This window comes from Streptomyces luteolifulvus (assembly GCF_008806595.1).
Classification (GTDB): domain Bacteria; phylum Actinomycetota; class Actinomycetes; order Streptomycetales; family Streptomycetaceae; genus Streptomyces; species Streptomyces luteolifulvus.
Genome location: NZ_VZRB01000005.1, coordinates 16269 through 33573, shown reverse-complemented (window position 1 = coordinate 33573; position 17305 = coordinate 16269). Strand labels below are relative to the sequence as shown.

Sequence of the window (17305 nt, the reverse complement as noted above, 5' to 3'; positions counted from 1 at the left end):
AGCCCGGCTGGGCGGCTCAGCGCAGCGTCCTCGCCCAGTCCTTCGGCACCCGCCCCGCAGGCCCGGGCGACGGCTGGTCCGCGGGGTGGCTCGTCGGGGGCGTGAGGTCGGGTCCGGCCTCGTACATCTCGGAGGTCTCGTAGCTCCAGAACCAGGCCTCGCCCGGCTCGTAGCTGCGTACCACCGGGTGGCCGGTGGCCTTGTAGTGGGCGGACGCGTGCTGGGCGGGGGAGGAGTCGCAGCAGCCGATGTGGCCGCACTGGGCGCAGCGCCGCAGATGGAACCACCATCCGCCGACCGCATCGCACTCGACGCAGCCCGGGCCGCTCGGCGGGACGCTGGGATCGATTCCGGTGGCGCCGGTCATGCGGGCTCCTCGGGCTCCTCGGGGGCGTCGTTCTCTGCGGCGGTGAGCGGAAGGAGGACCTGGAAACGCGTGTCCCCCGGCTCGGACTCGACCTGGAGGCTGCCGTGGTGCTTGTTGACGACGATCCGCCAGGAGATGTCCAGGCCGAGCCCGGTGCCCTGGCCCACCGGCTTGGTGGTGAAGAAGGGGTCGAAGATCCGGCTGCGGATCTCCTTCGGCACTCCGGGCCCGGTGTCGCTGAACTCCACCAGCAGCCGTTCGCCGGCCTGCGCCGTCCGCACGGTCAACGTCCCTTCCCCGCCCGCCTCGTTGATGGCGCAGACCGCGTTGTCGATGAGGTTGGTCCACACTTGGTTGAGCTCCGCCGGGTACGCCGGGATCTTCGGGAGCGTACGGTCGTACTCCTTGACGACCTTGATCCGCGAGCCGGTCTTGCCCGACAGCATCAGCAGGGTGCTGTCGAGGAGTTCATGGACGTCGGCGTTCTGATACGGGGCCCGGTCGAGCTGCGAGTACTGCTTGGCGGCGTCGACGAGGCGCGAGATGCGGGTGGTGGAGTCCTCGATCTCGTCCATCAACAGCTCGGTCTCGACCGTGTAGTTGAGCCATCCGATCGCCCCGGGGAGGATCTCCTCGTCCACCGCCGCCGCGATCTGGTCCAGCCAGTCGAGGTCGAGCCCGGCCTGCACGAAGGTGGGCGCGAGCCGCCAGCCCTCCGTGATGCCGTGGTCGTCGAGCCAGTCGGTGACGGCGTCCTCCCGGTCCGCGGCCTCCAGCGGGCTCAACGTCGGCGCCTTGGCGACGCGTTCGGCCGTGCGCTCCTGGATCTCGATGAGACTGGCCAGGGCCTCGCGCGGATACGGTCCCGCCGAGATGACGCTCAGCTTGTGCCGCATCTTCGCCACCCGCTCCCGCAGGGTGGCGGTGGCCCTGACGGCGGCCGCCGCCGGATTGTTGAGCTCGTGGGTCAGGCCCGCCGACAACGAGCCGAGCGCCAGGAGCCGTTCGCGCTGGCCGATGGCCCGCTGCAGGCTCTTCGAACCGAAGAAGAGCCCCTCCAGCAGATGCACGGCCATGGGGAACCACTCCTGCATGATGCTCGCGAACGTGTCCGCGGGCAGCACGAAGAACCGCGTCGGTTCCGTGACGCGCATGGAGTTGTTGTAGACCTGCGGCACACGGTCACCGATGTACGCCTGCATGGCGCCCGCGTACACCCCGCGCTGGGAGGTCCGGGAGACCTCCACGTCGTCCGTGCCCACCCGGCGCGAGAGGACGACCGTGCCCTCGATCATCACGTAGAAGCAGGTGGCGGCCTCGCCCTCGGTGTACACGGGACCGGCCTCGAACAGCTCCACCCGTCCCTCGCTGCACAGCCGCCCGAGCTGGTCCGACGACAGCTTCTCGAACAGGAAGAGCGAGCCGATCTCCCGCGGGCTGCACGGCATCACCTGCCCGCTCACGACTGCTCCAGATAACGGTGGACGAGCATCACGGCCATGGCTCCCTCTCCGACGGCGGACGCGACCCGCTTGGCGGACTCGGCGCGCGCGTCGCCCGCGACGAACACACCGGGAATGCTGGTCTCCAGGTGGTACGGGGGCCGGTCCAGTTCCCAGTCGGCCGGCGGGCGTCCGTCGGGGGTCAGATCGGGCCCGGCCAGGATGAATCCGTGCTCGTCGCGCAGCACCGTGCCGTCCAGCCAGTCGGTCAGCGGGGCCGCTCCGATGAACACGAACATCCACTGCGCATCGACGAGTTCGCTCTTCCCGCTGTCGGTGTCGCGCAGGGTCAGCTGCTCCAGATGCCCGGAGCCGTGCGCGGCCTCGACGACCGTGCCGCAGCGCACCGAGATGTTGGGCGCCTCGTTGATCTGCTGGATCAGGTAGTGCGACATCGAGGCGGCCGGCGACGGTCCGCGCACCAGCAGCGTCACCGACTTGGCGCCCCGGGCGAGGTACATCGCCGCCTGCCCGGCGGAGTTGGCGCCGCCGACGATGTACACGTCGTGCCCCTGGCAGGAGGCCGCCTCGGTGAGCGCCGATCCGTAGAACACCCCGCAGCCGGTGAGGTCGTCGGCGCCGGGCGCGCCGAGCTGCCGGTACGACACTCCGGTCGCCAGGATCACACTGTGCGCGGCGACCGCCGAGCCGTCGGAGAAGCGAACGGTCCGCGCGGCCCCGTTGACCTCCAGACCGGTCACCTCGCGCGCGGTGAGGATCTCGGCGCCGAACTTCGCGGCCTGCCGCCGGGCCCGGTCGGTGAGTTGCGCGCCCGAGACGCCGTCCGGGAAGCCGAGGTAGTTCTCGATCCGTGAGCTCTGGCCCGCCTGCCCTCCGGTCGCGGACCGCTCCACGAGTACCGTCCGCAGTCCTTCGGACGCCCCGTACACGGCCGCGCCGAGTCCCGCGGGGCCACCGCCGATGACGACCAGGTCGTAGAAGTCGGCCGCCGGCGTGGTCGCCAGTCCCACCCGGGCGGCGAGGTCGGGGGCCTCGGGTTGCACCAGGGGCGTGCCGTCCGGCGTGATCACCAGCGGCAGCTGCTGACCGTCCGCGCCCGCGGCCGCCAGCAGCCGCCGGCCCTCGGGCTCGTCGGCCGAGTACCAGCGGTAGGGCACCTGGTTGCGGGCCAGGAACTCCCGGACCTCCGAGGAGCGCGCCGACCAGCGGTGCCCGACGACCTTGGTGCTGGGCACGGGACGGTGGTCGCTGCGGTGCCACGCCTCCAGGAGGTCGTCCAGCACGGGGTAGAGCTTCTCCTCGGGCGGATCCCACGGCTTGAGCAGATAGTGGTCCAGATCCACGACGTTGATCGCGTCGATCGCCGCGCCGGTGTCCGCGTACGCGGTCAGCAGCACCCGCCGCGCGCCCGGATACACGTCCAGGGCCTGTTCCAGGAACTCGATGCCGTTCATCTGCGGCATCCGGTAGTCCGCGAGGAGCACCGCCACGAGATCGCCGCGCAGCTTCAGCTCGCGCAGCGCTTCCAGCGCGGACTCGCCGGACTCCGCGCGCACGATCCGGTACGACGCGCCGTAGCGTCGCCGCAGGTCCCGGGCGACGGCACGGGAGACTCCCGGGTCGTCGTCCACGGTCAGGATGACGGTCCGCGCTGCGTCCGCGGCCTGTGCCATACGTCTCCCACCCCGAGCGGCCGGATACGGCACGGCGAGCCCCGCTCTCCCCGCGCCGGTTCCCGCCCATCGTATGTTCGATCGTTCCGCTGTGCTCGGGTATACGGGACGCCGCCCGGCGTCAGCCCCGGCGCGGCCCCAGCACGCAGAACTCGTTGCCCTCGGGGTCGGCGAGGACCACCCAGGGCTGTTCGCCCTGACCGACGTCCGCGCGGCGCGCGCCAAGGGCGAGCAGACGGGCGACCTCGGCCTCCTGGTCGTCGGGGCGGAAGTCGAGGTGGAGACGGTTCTTGACGATCTTGTCGTCCGGTACCGGCACGAAGACCACTCCGGGCAGCCGGTCCCGCTCGGGCCGGATCTCGTACTCGTCGGGCGCGTCGTTGACGGTCACCCACCCGAGCGCCTCGGCCCACCACCGCCCCAGGGCCGCCGCATCGGTCGCGTCCACCACAACCTGCTCCCATTCCATGGCCATGTCGGCAGGGTAGTGAAGACTGGCCCCAGGGAAGTGACCGCGACACAGGGAGGGCACCGCATGACGCGCCGGATCACGGCAGGGTTCGACGGGAGCGAGGAGAGCCGGGCCGCGCTGGGCTGGGCGGCCAGGGAGGCCGTCCGGCGGGGGCTCGCGCTGCGCGTGGTGCACGCCTGGCGGTTCGAGCCGTACGAGGCCGTCGACGCGAGCGACCCGGACACCGAGGCCGCGTGGGTGCGGGACATGCTCGCCGAGGCCGCCCGGACCGTCACCGCGCGGCACCCCGGGCTCGACGTGTCCACCGATGTGCTGGCGGGCGAGACCGTGGAGGCGCTGGTCGCCTCGGCGGCGCAGGCCGAGATGCTGGTGCTGGGCTCGCGGGGCCATGGAACGCTCGTCGGCTTCCTGCTCGGTTCCGTCGGCCAGCAGGTGATCGCCGCGAGCGAGCGGCCGGTCGTCCTGGTGCGGGCCGGGGACGAGCCCGCCGCAGAGGCCGCGGGCCGCGAGATCGTCGTCGGCCAGCAGGGCGAGCCGGAGGACAGCGCCGCGGCACTGCGGTTCGCTTTCGAGACGGCCGCGGCACGTGGTGCCACCGTCCGGGCCGTACGGGCCTGGACCCTGCCCCCGGTGTTCGCCTACAGCCCCGGCTCCCTGAAGCTCCTCGACGAGAACGGCGGCCTGGAGCCGTACGAGAAGAAGTCGCTGGGCGCGGCGCTGCGCCCGTGGCGGGAGCGCTTCCCGGACGTTCCGGTGGTCGAGCACGTCGAGATGGGCAGCGCCGGACAGGTGCTGCTGTCGGTGGCGGGGCAGGCGCAGCTGATGGTTGTCGGCCGCCGCGCCCACCGCACGGCCGTGGGAGCCCGGATCGGCTCGGTGGCCCATGGCGTCCTGCACCACGCCCACTGCCCGGTCGCCGTCGTCCCGCACGACTGACTACTCCGGGGTCACCGGCTGCAGCGTCTCGCGGGCCTTGGGGAGGATGTTCGTGATGTAGTCCTCCACGGCCGTGCCGAGCCCGATGTCGTGCTGTGCGCGCTCCGACAGGTACCAGCGGTGTTCCAGGAGCTCGTGGTAGATCTCCGCCGGGTCCATGGAGCCGCGCAGCTCCAGGGGCACGGCGCGCACGGTCGGGCGGAAGACGTCCCGCACCCAGCGGTGCGCCAGGACCTCCGGGCGCGCCGCCAGCGGATCGCCGGGCGGCGCGTAGTCGTCCTGGCCGGCCATCCAGCTCTCCAGGTCGTTCAGCAGCCGCCGGGCCTGGTTCTCCTCGGTGTCCAGGCCCGTCAGGCGCAGCAGCTGCCGCTGGTGGTGCCCGGCGTCGACGACCTTCGGCACGAAGGTGACGGTGTCGCCGTGGGAGGAGTGCTCGATCTGCATCTCGGCCACGTCGAATCCGAGCTCGTTGAGCCGGCGGATCCGGCGCTCTATGTAGTGGTACTTGCCCGAGGGGTAGACGGAGGTGCGGGTCAGCTCCTCCCACAGGTCCCGGTAGCGGGCGCAGATCTCCGTGCCGAAGTCGACGGGGTCGACGGACGGGTGCAGCGCCCCCGACGCCTCCAGGTCCAGCAGCTCACCGCTGATGTTCACCCGGGCGAGATCGAGGTCGTACTCGCGCTGCCCCCGGCTGAGCTGCGGATGCAGTTCACCGGTCTCCGCGTCCACGAGGTACGCGGCGTACGCGCCGGCGTCGCGCCGGAAGAGCGTGTTGGACAGCGAGCAGTCGCCCCACGCGAACCCGGCGAGGTGCAGCCGCACCAGCAGCACGGCGAGGGCGTCCATCAGCCGGTGCATGGTCGCCGGGCGCATGGTGGTCTCGAACATCGAGCGGTACGGCAGTGAGCCGCCCAGGTGCCGGGTGATCAGCACGGGTTCCAGCGGGGCCCCGTCGGCGTCGGTGCGGCCGGTGACCACGGCCAGCGGGTCCACCGAGGGAATGCCGAGGCGGTCCAGGTCGCGCAGCAGCTCGTACTCGCGCAGCGCGGGCCGTTCGGCGAGCTCCTTGACGGCGATGACCTCGTCGCCGGCGCGGGCGTAGCGCACGACGTGGCGGGAGATGCCGCGCGGCAGCGGGACGAGGTACTCCTCGGGCCACTCCTCCAGGGGCAGGTGCCACGGCAGTTCGAGCAGGAGTGCGGGATGCTCCGGGTTGGTGGCATTGATCTGCAGGGCCATGGCCCGACCTTAAGCCGCCCGTTCCCGGGCCTGCAGCGCGGCCTCCCGTACCGGACCGCGGTGCACCGGCCCGTGCCCCGGCAGCAGGAGGTCGCCCTCCAGCTCTTCGAACACCGCCAGCGCGGCCACGGCACGGGAACGCTCGTGGTGGAACATGTCCGGCAACAGCTGCGGCCCCTTGACACGGGAGGTCGGGTGGCCGCTCGCCAGCGCGTCGCCGGGGATCACCACGCCGCGCTCCGGGAGGTGGAACGCGCAGTGTCCGAGGGTGTGGCCGGGCGTGTGCACGGGCACGGGCCGTCCGGGCAGATCGAGCGTGCCGGCGGTGGGGAACGGCTCGGGAGCGGCCACCGGGACGTGGGTCGTGCCGCCCGAGCGGATCGCGTGCAGGGCCCAGGGCAGGACGCCCGGCCGCCAGCCGTTCCTCAGGACGGTCCCGACGGACACCTGGTGCAGGAACTCCCTGCGGGCGTGCGGCACTTCGGCCTCGTGCAGATACACGGGCGTGCCGTAGGTCCTGCGCAGGTGTTCGGCGGAGCCCAGGTGATCGTTGTGGGCGTGGGTGATGAGGACCGCCGCCACGGCCTCGGGTGAACTCCCCACCTCCCGCAGGGAGGCCAGCAGCAGCTCCCGGTCTCCGGGGTAACCGGTGTCGACGAGCGTGACCGCGTCGCCCTCCGTGAGGATCACCCAGTTCGTGTTGCTCCCGTGCACCAGATAGGTGCCGTCGGCGACTTGCTGCACATCTGTCCGCATGATCGTCCCGAGTGGTGAGGTCCTGCCCGACGCGGACAGCAAACCAGATCGCACGGGCGGCGTCGGCGGTGGGTCCGGCCGCATTCCGCCCCTCTGCCTCACTGCACGCCGTGCGGGCGGAACTGGACGCTGATGCGCGGTCCCGCGGCCCGGGTGGTCTTGGGAACGGAGTGCTCCCAGGTGCGCTGGCAGGAGCCGCCCATCACGATCAGGTCGCCGTGGCCGAGGGGGCGCCGTACCGTCTCGCCGCCGCCCGTCGGGCGCAGCAGCAGATCACGGGGTGTGCCCACGGAGAGGATGGCGACCATCGTGTCCTCCCGCGCGCCCCGCCCGATGCGGTCGCCGTGCCAGGCGACGCTGTCCCGGCCGTCGCGGTAGTAGCACAGGCCCGCGGTGGTGAAGGGCTCGCCGAGTTCGCCGGCGTAGTGGGCCGAGAGCGCGTCGCGCGCCTCCTCCAGCACCGGGTGCGGCAGCGCGTCGTCCGCTCCGTAGAACGCGAGCAGCCGGGGCACGTCCACGACGCTGTCGTACATCTTGCGCCGCTCGGCACGCCAGGGGACTTCGGTGACGAGCCGTTCGAACAGGGCATCCGATCCGGACAGCCATCCGGGCAGTACGTCGATCCAGGCGCCGTGGCCGAGCACGGTACGGCGGATCCCGTGCAGGGAGCCGAGCCGCAGCTCGTCGGTCTGGTCGAAGAGCGAGCCCTGGAGGTGCCTGGTCATGGAATCCAGCGTACTCCCTGAAATCGAAAATGTGTTCCCATTGGGTGTGCGGGGGCGTCCTCCATGGCATCTGGGCGCGTCCCGCGTCTTTCGATACATCGATGTATCGGATACATTCGCGCATCGAACGGAGGTAGGAGAATGGCCGTGGAGGGCGTAGCCCGGCGGGTGACCAGGCGCCGTGTCCGCACGCGCGCCAATCTCCTCGACGCCGCGTTCGCCGTGTTCGCGGCGAAGGGGTTCGGCCGGGTCTCGATCGAAGAGGTCTGCGAGGCCGCCGGCTACAGCCGGGGTGCCTTCTACTCCAACTTCGCCAGCCTCGACGAGCTGTTCTTCGCCCTCTACCGGCAGCGTGCCGACCTGATCGCGCAGCAGGTCGCCGACGCCCTCGCCCTCGACGGGCCGGACCTGGACGTGCCCGCCTCCGTGGACCGGGTCGGCAGGGTGCTCCTGCTCGACCGGGACTGGCTGCTGGTGAAAACCGACTTCCTGGTGCACGCCGCCCGCGATCCGGGCGTCGCGCAGACCCTCCTGGAACACAGGGCCCGACTGCGCCGGGCGATCGCCGACCGGCTCGCCCGCGCGCAGGGCCACACCGCACTGCCCGCCGTCCTGGGCGACGCGGACGCCGCCGCCCACGCGGTGGTCGCCGCGTACGACGGAGTCACCACCCAACTGCTGCTGGACCAGGACGTCGAGCGCGCCCGCGCCTGGCTCAAGCAGCTGCTCACCGCGCTGCTGACCGACGGCGGCGGCACAGCCCGACAGACCCCTGATGAGAGCCCGACAGAATCCCCATGAGAAAGGCAGCGGTCGCCATGGATGCGGACGTCATCGTCGTCGGAGCCGGACTCGCGGGCCTGGTCGCCGCGCACGAACTGACCAGCCGGGGCCGGAAGGTCGCGCTGGTGGACCAGGAGAACGCCGCCAACCTCGGCGGGCAGGCGTTCTGGTCCTTCGGCGGGCTCTTCCTCGTCGGCTCCCCGGAGCAGCGCCGCCTGGGCATCAAGGACTCCTTCGACCTGGCCTGGAACGACTGGCAGGGCAGCGCGCAGTTCGACCGGACCGAGGACGAGGACTCCTGGGCCGTGCGCTGGGCGCGCGCCTACGTCGAGTTCGCGGCGGGGGAGAAGCGGGCCTGGCTCGACGGGCACGGCATCAAGTTCCTGCCCACCGTGGGCTGGGCGGAGCGGGGCGATCTCAGGGCGCACGGGCACGGCAACTCCGTGCCCCGCTTCCACGTCGCCTGGGGCACCGGCACGGGCGTCGTGGAGCCGTTCGTGAACCATGCCCGGCAGGCCGCCCGCAAGGGACTGCTCACCTTCCATCACCGCCACCAGGTCGACGAGCTCGTGATCGAGGGTGGGGCCGCGCGCGGGGTGCGCGGCACCGTTCTCGCCGAGGACGGCTCGGCGCGCGGAGTGGCCTCCAACCGCGACCGGGTGGGCGAGTTCGAACTCACCGCGCAGGCCGTCGTCGTCACCACCGGCGGCATCGGCGCCAACCACGACATCGTCCGCCGCTACTGGCCCGAACGCCTCGGCACGCCGCCCACCGAGATGGTCACCGGTGTGCCGGCCTACGTCGACGGGCGGATGCTCGACATCAGCGCGAATGCGGGCGTACGGCTCGTCAACCGCGACCGCATGTGGCACTACACCGAGGGCCTGCAGAACTGGGACCCGATCTGGCCCGGCCACGGCATCCGCATCCTGCCCGGCCCCTCCTCGCTGTGGTTCGACGCCCTCGGCCGCCGGCTGCCCGACCCCTGCCTGCCCGGCTACGACACCCTCAGCACCCTGAAGCACCTGCGGACCACCGAGGACATCGCCGGATACGACCACTCCTGGTTCATCCTCACCCAGAAGATCATCGAGAAGGAGTTCGCGCTGTCGGGCTCCGAGCAGAACCCCGACATCACCGCCAAGGACCGCGCCGGGTTCCTGAAGGAGAGGTTGCTCGGCAAGGGCGCGCCGGGACCGGTCGACGCCTTCCTGCGCAAGGGCGCGGACTTCGTGGCGGCACCCAATCTGGAGCAACTGGTCGACAAGATGAACCAGTTGACGGACAAGCCGCTCCTCGACCCGGCCGCGATCCGCCGCCTGGTCGAGGCCCGCGATCTGCAGATGGCCAACGCCTACAGCAAGGACTCCCAGGTGCAGGGCATCCGCAACGCCCGCCGCTACATCGGCGACCGCCTCGGCCGGGTGGCGACCCCGCACCGCATCCTCGACCCCGCTGCCGGGCCGCTGATCGGCGTCAAACTGCACGTCCTGACCCGCAAGACGCTCGGCGGCATCCAGACCGACCTCGACTCCCGCGCCCTGGACACCGACGGGCAGGCCATCGAGGGCCTGTACGCGGCGGGCGAGGTGGCCGGCTTCGGCGGTGGCGGCGTCCACGGCTACAATGCGCTCGAAGGCACCTTCCTCGGCGGCTGCCTCTTCTCCGGTCGGGCGGCGGGCAGGGCGGCCGCGCAGCAGACGGCCTGACAGTACCGGTCGGCCCGTCTGCTCACTCGGCTCACTCGGCGAGCAGGCGGGCCAGCACGGCCGCGTGGCTCTCCTCGGGCGCCTTGGCGGAGGTCAGCAGGGTCACCGGTCCCTTGCGGGCCGACGCCCGCAGGGTGTCGAGGAGTTCGGCCACTTCGGGGGCGGCCAGCTCCGCCTCGTAGCGCTCGGCGAACTCCTCGTACGAGCCCTCGCCGGCGTGGTACCAGCGGCGCAGTTCCGTGGACGGGGTGAGGGCCTTGGGCCACTCGTCCACGCGGGCCGCGTCCTTCGACAGGCCGCGCGGCCACAGCCGGTCGACCAGGACGCGCAGACCGTCGTCCGGCTCGGGCGGTTCGTAGACGCGGCGCATACGCACGCTCACGGGCGGGCCTTTCTCCAGGGGCGATGACGCCGGGAGCGTACGCCGGGGGAGGCTGTGACGGCCGGTGACGCCGCGCGACTTGACCTGTTCGAGGGGGATTTCGAGCCAAGTGGCCCCTACGCTGGGGCAGTTGTCCACCCCCCTTTACCAGGAGTTCATGTGACCCAGGCCCCCAGACGTACCGCCGTCCTGCGCCGCGAGGCCGTGACCGTGACCGTCCCCGTGGCCCTCGCGGCGCTGCTGGCGGCGGCCGGGCCCGCCGCGGCGGGCACCACCGGCGCGTCCGGCGTCGGTGACCCGTACTTCCCGCTCGCCGGCAACGGCGGCTACCACGTCGAGCACTACGACCTGACCCTCCGTTACAACCCGACGAGCAGGCACCTCGTCGGCAGGGCCGTCCTCACCGCGCGCGCCACGAAGAAGCTGACCCGGTTCGACCTCGACCTCAAGGGGCTGACGGTCACCGGCCTCAAGGTCGGCCACGACAGGGCGGAGTTCCGGCGACGCGGCCAGGAACTCGTCGTCGCCCCGCGCCGGACCCTGCACAAGGGCGAGAGGTTCAAGGTCACCGTCGCCTACCGGGGCACTCCCAAGCCGGTCACCGACCCGGATGGCTCGCTCGACGGCTGGATCCCCACCGACGACGGGGCGTTCGTCGCCGGTGAGCCGCAGGGCGCCATGACCTGGTTCCCCGCCAACAACCACCCCTTGGACAAGTCGTCGTACGACTTCACCCTCACCGTCCCCAAGGGGCGCACCGCGGTCGCCAACGGGGTCTACCTCGGCTCGCGGACCGCCGACGGGAGGACCACGTTCCGCTGGCGGCAGAAGGAACCCATGGCCGCCTACCTGGCCACGGCGACGATCGGGAAGTTCAAGATCAAGCGGTACACCACCGCCGACGGCCTCCAGGTCTACAACGCCGTCGACCCGCGCGAAGCCGCCGCGGCCGCCCCCGTCCTGAAGAAGCTGCCGTCCGTCCTGAAGTGGGGGAGCAAGCTCTTCGGCCCCTACCCGTACCGTGCCGCCGGGGCGATCGTCGACCGCGCCCCGGACGTCGGCTTCGCGCTGGAGACGCAGACGCGTCCCGTCTACGACTCGGCGCCCGATCTGAGCACCCTCGTCCACGAGACCGCCCACCAATGGTTCGGCGACTCCGTCTCGGTCACCTCCTGGAAGGACATCTGGCTCAACGAGGGCTTCGCGACCTACGCCGAGTGGCTCTACAGCGAGCAGCACGGCGGCGACAGAGCGCAGAAGACCTTCGACGCGCTGTACGCCCGCCCCGCGAGCGACGACCTGTGGGAGTTCCCGCCCGGCAACCCCGGCAGCGGCGCGAACATCTTCGGCACTCCGGTCTACGCGCGCGGCGCGATGGCGCTGCACGCACTTCGCACGGCCGTCGGGGACCCGGCGTTCCACCGGATCCTGAAGGCGTGGGCGGACGGGCACCGCGACGGCCACGGTACGACCGCGCAGTTCGTGCGCCTCGCGGAGCGCGAGTCCGGCCAGGACCTCGACAGCCTGTTCCAGACCTGGCTGTACACCGCCGGCAAGCCGAACCAGGGCTGAAATGCTGACACGTTCCTCACAACTGCCGGTCATGATCGACGCATGATCACACGCAGACCCGGTGCCGTGCCGGCCGCCGCATCCCCGTACCGCACGGGATGCGGCGGCGCCGCGGCCACGCCCGCCCCGCGCGGGGCCCGGCTCATCGGCCGCTGACCTAGGATCCGCCGAGTGTGTGCACATGTGCTGGTCGCCGAGGACGACGAGATGCAGGCGGAACTCATACGCCGCTCCCTGCTGGCGGAGGGTCACACCGCGACCGTGGTCCATGACGGGCGGGCCGCTCTCGACGAGATCCGCCGGGTCGGACCGGACCTCGTCGTACTGGACCTGATGCTGCCGCTGATCGACGGCTTCGGGGTGTGCCGGGTGCTGCGCCGGGACGGCGACATCCCCGTGCTGATGCTCACGGCCCGCGGCGCCGAGGACGACGTCCTGCTCGGTCTCGAACTCGGCGCGGACGACTACATGACCAAGCCGTACAGCCCCCGCGAGCTGATGGCCCGTATCCGCACGATCCTGCGCCGCAGCGGCCGGGCCGCCGGGGGTCCGCAGAACGATCCCGTCGTACGGGCCGCGGGGATCGCCGTCGACCCCGTACGGCACGAGGTGCGGTGCGACGGACGGACGGTGGAGTGCACTCCGGCCGAGTACGAGATCCTGCTCGCCATGACCGCCGAACCCGAACGGGTCTTCTCCCGGCGGCAGTTGCTGGAGTGCACCCGCGGCACCGACCGGGCCTCCACCGAACGCGCCGTCGACGTGCACATCATGAACCTGCGCCGCAAGATCGAGCCGAACCCGCGCAGACCGGTCCGGCTGCTGACCGTCTTCGGCGTCGGCTACAAGCTCAGCGGCGGCCGCGGATGAACCGCCGCACACCGCTGCGCAAGCGGCTGCTGGTGCGGCTGCTGATCGCCTCGGTGCTGATCGCGGTGTGCTCCGTGGCGGCGACGGCCTGGCTGGCCGTGGAGACCACGACCCGCGCCCTGCGGGAGGAACAGGGCCAGGTGCTCGCCGAGGACATGGACGTCCTCGCCCGGCTCAGCGGCTATGCGGCACGGCACCCCGAATGGAAGGGCGTCGAGCGGTTGGTGCGGGAGCTGTCGGCGAAGACCGGCCGGCGCATCGCCCTCACCACGGCCGACCGGACCCTGATCGCCGACTCCGCACCGCGTGGCACCTCCCTGCCGCCGCGCGCCGCCGCCACCATCGACCCCCTGCACACCGACACCTACACCGAGCGCGGAGCACAGCGCAGCGATATCGACCCGCGGGTGGTGGGCCCGTACCGGCTGACGGAGCGGGAGCGCGTGCAGCTGGACGCGCTGGCCGAAGCCCGGCAGCGGTGCTTCGCCGCAAATTACGTCGAGACCGAGATCATCCGGACGCCGAGCGGCCGCCCGGTCCTCGACGACCCGGAGGGGAAGGCGGCTTCGGGGTATGTGCCCGACGAGTGTGCCGACGGGAAGCTGGACACCCCGACACCCACCGAGGACAAGGCCCTGAAGGCCCTGACGGAGCGCGCCCGCCCCTGCCTGACCCGCCTGGGTTTCGGCGCCGACTCGGTGATCTACGCCCGTGTGGACGTCACCGAGCAGCGCATCGGGAACCGGTACGTCATGGTGGGGAAGTTCAGCGCGCCGACCGGCTCCGACATCGTAGGGAAGACGGAGGCGTGCGCCGACAACGCGATCCGGGCTCAGCTCGACCCGTATGTCGCCCCCGTCGCCGAACTGTTCCTGGGCGGCGGGGACAGCGTCGCGCCCCGGTTCGACATGTCCCCGGCCAACAAGGCGAAGGTCCTCGGAGCCGTGGGACTCGTCCTCGCCGTCACCGTCGCCGTGACGGCCGTCGTCGCCACCCGGCTCGTACGGCCGCTGCGTGCGCTGACCGCCGCCGCACAGCAGCCGCCCGAGCAGCATGTGCGCGTTCCCGTCACCACCCGGGACGAGACCGGCATCCTCGCCGAGGCGTTCAACGAACTCACCGAGCGCCGCGAACGCCTCGAGGCCCAGCGCAGGGCGATGGTCAGCGACATCGCGCACGAACTGCGCAGCCCGCTCACCAACATCCGCGGCTGGCTGGAGGTCACCCGCGACGGCGTCGTCGCCCCGGACCCGGCGCTGCTCGCCTCGCTGCACGAGGAGGCCCTTGTGCTCCAGCGCGTCATCGACGACCTGCAGGATCTCGCCGACGCCGACGCCGGCACCCTGCGGCTGCACCGTGAGCCGCTGCGCTGCGACGAACTGCTCGACCAGGTCGCCGCGGCCTATCGCGTAGCGGCCGATGCGGCGGGCGTCACCCTGCGCACCGAGGCGCACGGCGCGCCGTGGCTGGACGCCGACCCCGTCCGGATGCGGCAGGCCCTCGGCAACCTGGTCTCCAACGCGCTGCGGCACACGCCCGCCGGCGGCTCGGTCACCCTGTCCGCGCGCCGCGACGGCGACGACGTCGTGCTCAGGGTCACCGACACGGGCACGGGCATCGCCGCCGACGACCTGCCGCACGTCTTCGACCGCTTCTGGCGTGCCGAGAAGTCCCGAAGCCGCCGCACCGGCGGCAGCGGCCTCGGCCTGCCGATCGTCCGCCACCTGATCGCCGCCCACGGCGGAACGGTCGGGGCGACGAGCGAGCCGGGCACCGGCAGCACGTTCACCCTGCGCCTGCCGAGCACGCCGACCCCGGCGAGCGCCTGACGTCGAGATGCGCCGCCCACGTCGGCTCGGCCGTGGCCGGCGGACGAACCGTGCGCCGACGGCGAGTCCACCGGCCGACTGCCGGGCGCGTCCGCGCCGGTGGGCGGCTTGCGGTGCCACGCGCCGCCCACGGTGGAAGCGTCGGGGTGGTGGGCGAGCCCGTGCGCCGGCGGCGGGTTCACGGTTGGGCTGTGGGGCGCGTGGGTGCCGGTGGGTGGCTTTCGGTGCGATGCGCCGGCCACGGTGGATCGGCCGTGGCCGGCGGACGAACCTTGCTCCGGCGGCGTGTTCGTCGGCGGCGGGTTATCCGTCCGGCTGGCGGGCCTGTCGGCCCCCGGCGGACGGCAGAGCTGTACGGCGATGCGCCCGCCGACGCGCCGTCCAACCGTGGGGGGTCGTGGCGGTGGGCGAGCCCGTGCGTCAGCGGCATGTTCACCGGCCGGCTGCCGGGCGCGTCGGCACCGGTGAACGGCCTTCGGTGCGATGCGCCGCCCACGGCGGAAGGGTCCGTGCAGCGAGCGAGCCGAGCGTCGGCAGTGTGATCACACTGCGGTGCCGGGCGCGCCGACGCCGGTGGGCGGCACACGGTGCCACGCTCCGTCCAGGGTGGATCGGTCCTGGCGGCGGACGAACCGGGCGCCAGCGGCGAGTTCACCTGCCGGATGCCGGGGCCTGCCAGCGCGCCGGTGGGCGGCTTGCGGTGCCACGCGCCGCCCACCGTGGAACCGTCGGGGCCGCGAGCGAACCGGGCGCCGGGCCCGGTGCCTTCGGTGAGCGGCTGGCGGCGTGATGTCGTCGTGTCCGCCGGGCACGGCCCGGGCCCGGCGGGCGCCCGTGTGCGCGAGCCCTCCGGGCCTAGTCCTCCGCTGGGGCAGTGCCGCCGTGGCTTCGTGTCCGGCGGGGCGGGCCGGGGCAACCGGAGGCTCGGCGGGAGCCGCCGCGGCGTTGGAGCGCGCGGCGTTCGTTCTCGCTGGTGCCGCCCCAGACGCCGATGCTCTGCCCGGTGCCGAGCGCCCACCGCAGACACAGCTCCTGGACGCGGCAGCGCCGGCAGACGGCCTTCGCCTGCTCCGTCTGCACGAGCGCAGGGCCGGTGGTGCCGAAGGGGAAGAACAGGTCGGGGTCCTCATGGCGGCACGCGGCGTGGTCTCGCCAGTTGTCCATCAAAGTCACCTGCGATCGAAGTCGTACGTGCCCTCGGGGATGAATTAACTCGATTTCGGGTCACCTGTCGATACGCGAGTGAAACAGCGGATTGCCGGGAGACGCCTCGGTCACTGCTCCCGCATGCCCCAGGGGGAGCCGTACTCGGTCAGCAGATCCAGGAAGGGCCGGGGCGGGAGGGCCTCCGGGCCGAGGACGCCCGAGCCCGACCAGACGCCTGTGGCGAGGAGTTCGAGGGCGACGACGGGATTGATCGCCGTCTGCCACACCACCGCCTGGCAGCCGTACTCCGCCATCGACCACTGGTTGTCGACCACGTGGTAGAGGTACACCTCGCGCGGCGCCCCGTCCTTCACGCCCCGCACCCAGGTGCCCGCGCAGGTCTTGCCGTGCATCCGCTCGCCCAGGGTTGCGGGGTCGGGCAGACAGGCGGCGACCACGTCCCGGGGCGAGACGGCCACCGGGCCGGCGGCGCTCGGCACGGTCACCGGTTCGGTGCGGTCCAGGCCCAGCAGATGCAGCGTCCGAAGCGTCTCCACGAACTCCCGGCCCAGGCCGTACTTGAAGGTGACCCTGCGGGCGTCGACCCAGCGCGGGACGAGCAGCACCTCCTCGTGCTCCACGTTCACGCACTCCACCGGGCCGATGCCCTCGGGGAAGTCGAACACCTCGGGCTCGCTGAAGGGTTCCGTGGTGAACCACCCGCGGCCGGCCTCGTAGACCACCGGCGGGTTCAGGCACTCCTCGATCGTGGTCCAGATGCTGAAGGACGGCGCGAAGTCGTAGCCGTCGACGGTCAGGTCCGCTCCGTCGCGGATGCCGATCTCCTCGATCTCGTCGAAGAGCTCGTCGGCCGCGTACCGCGCGAAGACGTCCGAGAGCCCCGGCTCCACGCCCATGCCCACGAGGGCGAGCGCCCCGGCCTTCTCCCAGCCGGCCGCCTCGGCGAACTGGTCGTCGCCGAGCTTGACCCCGCACTCGTGGTACGGGCGCTCGGGGTGCGGGTGCGACAGCGACATCGCCATGTCGAGGTAGATGGCCCCGGCGGTGCGCGCCGCCCGGAACAGGGGCATCACGAACCGGGGGTCGGTGGCGTTGAGGAGCACGTCGCACATGTGCCGCTCCAGCAGCGCCGCCACCGCCGCCTCGTCGTTCGCGTCGACGCGGTCGGCGTGGAAGCGGCTTCCTCCGTCGCCCAGGGCCGCTACGGCGGCCTCGGCCCGCGCCAGGTCGTAGTCGGCGACCACCATCGTCTCGAAGAACGGACGCCGGGCCGCGATACGGGTGATGGCGGTGCCCACACCGCCGGCACCCACAAGAAGTACGCGCATGACAGATCTCTCTCTGCTGGAGGTCGAAGACGTG

At 72.1% G+C, this 17305-nt stretch carries 16 protein-coding genes; 6 read left to right on the top strand and 10 right to left on the bottom strand.

Annotation, left to right across the window (positions count from 1 at the left end):
• Positions 1-16: 16 nt before the first annotated feature.
• From F7R91_RS09000 to F7R91_RS08985, 4 genes are all read right to left on the bottom strand, one after another.
• On the bottom strand, positions 17-367 hold the full coding sequence (locus F7R91_RS09000; RefSeq protein WP_150946356.1) for a UBP-type zinc finger domain-containing protein: 351 nt from the start codon (positions 365-367) through the stop codon (positions 17-19).
• Complete coding sequence (locus F7R91_RS08995; protein WP_150946354.1) at positions 364-1830, bottom strand: ATP-binding protein; 1467 nt, start codon at positions 1828-1830, stop codon at positions 364-366. The genes F7R91_RS09000 and F7R91_RS08995 overlap by 4 nt, the downstream gene beginning before the upstream one ends.
• Positions 1827-3503 carry an FAD-dependent oxidoreductase gene (locus tag F7R91_RS08990; RefSeq protein ID WP_150946352.1) on the bottom strand — a complete coding sequence of 559 codons (1677 nt, stop codon included), beginning with the start codon at positions 3501-3503 and terminating at the stop codon, positions 1827-1829. The genes F7R91_RS08995 and F7R91_RS08990 overlap by 4 nt, the downstream gene beginning before the upstream one ends.
• 121 nt (positions 3504-3624) lie before the next feature.
• A complete protein-coding gene (locus F7R91_RS08985) occupies positions 3625-3978 on the bottom strand; it encodes a VOC family protein (RefSeq protein WP_150946349.1) in 354 nt (117 codons plus the stop codon).
• A 60-nt stretch (positions 3979-4038) separates the two neighbouring features.
• Here F7R91_RS08985 and F7R91_RS08980 point away from each other — a divergent pair, with 60 nt between their 5' ends.
• Positions 4039-4911 carry a universal stress protein gene (locus F7R91_RS08980; protein ID WP_150946347.1) on the top strand — a complete coding sequence of 291 codons (873 nt, stop codon included), beginning with the start codon at positions 4039-4041 and terminating at the stop codon, positions 4909-4911.
• Here the strand turns inward: F7R91_RS08980 and F7R91_RS08975 are convergent, their stop codons facing one another.
• The 3 genes from F7R91_RS08975 to F7R91_RS08965 form a co-directional block, all read right to left on the bottom strand.
• The gene (locus F7R91_RS08975) at positions 4912-6150 is read right to left on the bottom strand and encodes a DUF4032 domain-containing protein (protein ID WP_150946345.1); all 1239 of its coding nucleotides are present in this window, start codon (positions 6148-6150) and stop codon (positions 4912-4914) included.
• A gap of 9 nt (positions 6151-6159) precedes the next feature.
• Positions 6160-6906: an MBL fold metallo-hydrolase gene (locus F7R91_RS08970; RefSeq protein ID WP_150946343.1), complete on the bottom strand. Its 747-nt coding sequence runs from the start codon at positions 6904-6906 to the stop codon at positions 6160-6162.
• Positions 6907-7004: 98 nt separating this feature from the next.
• Positions 7005-7631, bottom strand: a complete 627-nt coding sequence (locus tag F7R91_RS08965) for an alpha-ketoglutarate-dependent dioxygenase AlkB (RefSeq protein WP_150946341.1) — start codon at positions 7629-7631, stop codon at positions 7005-7007.
• Between the two features lie 141 nt (positions 7632-7772).
• Between F7R91_RS08965 and F7R91_RS08960 the strand changes: the two genes are divergently transcribed.
• Together F7R91_RS08960 and F7R91_RS08955 are read left to right on the top strand one after the other, a co-directional pair.
• Complete coding sequence (locus F7R91_RS08960; protein ID WP_150946339.1) at positions 7773-8432, top strand: TetR/AcrR family transcriptional regulator; 660 nt, start codon at positions 7773-7775, stop codon at positions 8430-8432.
• Between the two features lie 17 nt (positions 8433-8449).
• Complete coding sequence (locus F7R91_RS08955; protein WP_150946848.1) at positions 8450-10123, top strand: FAD-binding dehydrogenase; 1674 nt, start codon at positions 8450-8452, stop codon at positions 10121-10123.
• A gap of 31 nt (positions 10124-10154) precedes the next feature.
• Here the strand turns inward: F7R91_RS08955 and F7R91_RS08950 are convergent, their stop codons facing one another.
• Positions 10155-10505: a DUF488 domain-containing protein gene (locus tag F7R91_RS08950; RefSeq protein WP_150946338.1), complete on the bottom strand. Its 351-nt coding sequence runs from the start codon at positions 10503-10505 to the stop codon at positions 10155-10157.
• Between the two features lie 159 nt (positions 10506-10664).
• Between F7R91_RS08950 and F7R91_RS08945 the strand changes: the two genes are divergently transcribed.
• The 3 genes from F7R91_RS08945 to F7R91_RS08935 all read left to right on the top strand — a co-directional run bounded on the left by F7R91_RS08945 (position 10665) and on the right by F7R91_RS08935 (position 14776).
• The gene (locus F7R91_RS08945) at positions 10665-12077 is read left to right on the top strand and encodes a M1 family metallopeptidase (protein WP_150946336.1); all 1413 of its coding nucleotides are present in this window, start codon (positions 10665-10667) and stop codon (positions 12075-12077) included.
• 171 nt (positions 12078-12248) lie between these two features.
• On the top strand, positions 12249-12947 hold the full coding sequence (locus F7R91_RS08940; RefSeq protein WP_150946334.1) for a response regulator transcription factor: 699 nt from the start codon (positions 12249-12251) through the stop codon (positions 12945-12947).
• Positions 12944-14776, top strand: a complete 1833-nt coding sequence (locus F7R91_RS08935; protein WP_150946332.1) for a sensor histidine kinase — start codon at positions 12944-12946, stop codon at positions 14774-14776. Before F7R91_RS08940 ends, F7R91_RS08935 begins: the two co-directional genes overlap by 4 nt.
• Before the next feature lie 855 nt (positions 14777-15631).
• On the opposite strand, the gene F7R91_RS08930 is transcribed toward F7R91_RS08935, so the two are convergent.
• Both F7R91_RS08930 and F7R91_RS08925 read right to left on the bottom strand, forming a co-directional pair.
• Complete coding sequence (locus tag F7R91_RS08930) at positions 15632-15940, bottom strand: WhiB family transcriptional regulator (RefSeq protein ID WP_150946330.1); 309 nt, start codon at positions 15938-15940, stop codon at positions 15632-15634.
• A gap of 110 nt (positions 15941-16050) precedes the next feature.
• Positions 16051-17271 (bottom strand): saccharopine dehydrogenase family protein, encoded by a 1221-nt coding sequence (locus tag F7R91_RS08925; RefSeq protein ID WP_150946328.1) that lies wholly within the window; start codon positions 17269-17271, stop codon positions 16051-16053.
• Positions 17272-17305 lie beyond the last annotated feature (34 nt).

Coding starts and splice junctions, on each gene's coding strand:
- F7R91_RS08965 (WP_150946341.1), bottom strand. CDS start 7,631: ATGACCAGGCACCTCCAGGGCTCGCTCTTCGACCAGACCGACGAGCTG.
- F7R91_RS08980 (WP_150946347.1), top strand. CDS start 4,039: ATGACGCGCCGGATCACGGCAGGGTTCGACGGGAGCGAGGAGAGCCGG.
- F7R91_RS08990 (WP_150946352.1), bottom strand. CDS start 3,503: ATGGCACAGGCCGCGGACGCAGCGCGGACCGTCATCCTGACCGTGGAC.
- F7R91_RS08935 (WP_150946332.1), top strand. CDS start 12,944: ATGAACCGCCGCACACCGCTGCGCAAGCGGCTGCTGGTGCGGCTGCTG.
- F7R91_RS08985 (WP_150946349.1), bottom strand. CDS start 3,978: ATGGCCATGGAATGGGAGCAGGTTGTGGTGGACGCGACCGATGCGGCG.
- F7R91_RS08975 (WP_150946345.1), bottom strand. CDS start 6,150: ATGGCCCTGCAGATCAATGCCACCAACCCGGAGCATCCCGCACTCCTG.
- F7R91_RS08960 (WP_150946339.1), top strand. CDS start 7,773: ATGGCCGTGGAGGGCGTAGCCCGGCGGGTGACCAGGCGCCGTGTCCGC.
- F7R91_RS08970 (WP_150946343.1), bottom strand. CDS start 6,906: ATGCGGACAGATGTGCAGCAAGTCGCCGACGGCACCTATCTGGTGCAC.
- F7R91_RS08925 (WP_150946328.1), bottom strand. CDS start 17,271: ATGCGCGTACTTCTTGTGGGTGCCGGCGGTGTGGGCACCGCCATCACC.
- F7R91_RS08930 (WP_150946330.1), bottom strand. CDS start 15,940: ATGGACAACTGGCGAGACCACGCCGCGTGCCGCCATGAGGACCCCGAC.
- F7R91_RS09000 (WP_150946356.1), bottom strand. CDS start 367: ATGACCGGCGCCACCGGAATCGATCCCAGCGTCCCGCCGAGCGGCCCG.
- F7R91_RS08955 (WP_150946848.1), top strand. CDS start 8,450: ATGGATGCGGACGTCATCGTCGTCGGAGCCGGACTCGCGGGCCTGGTC.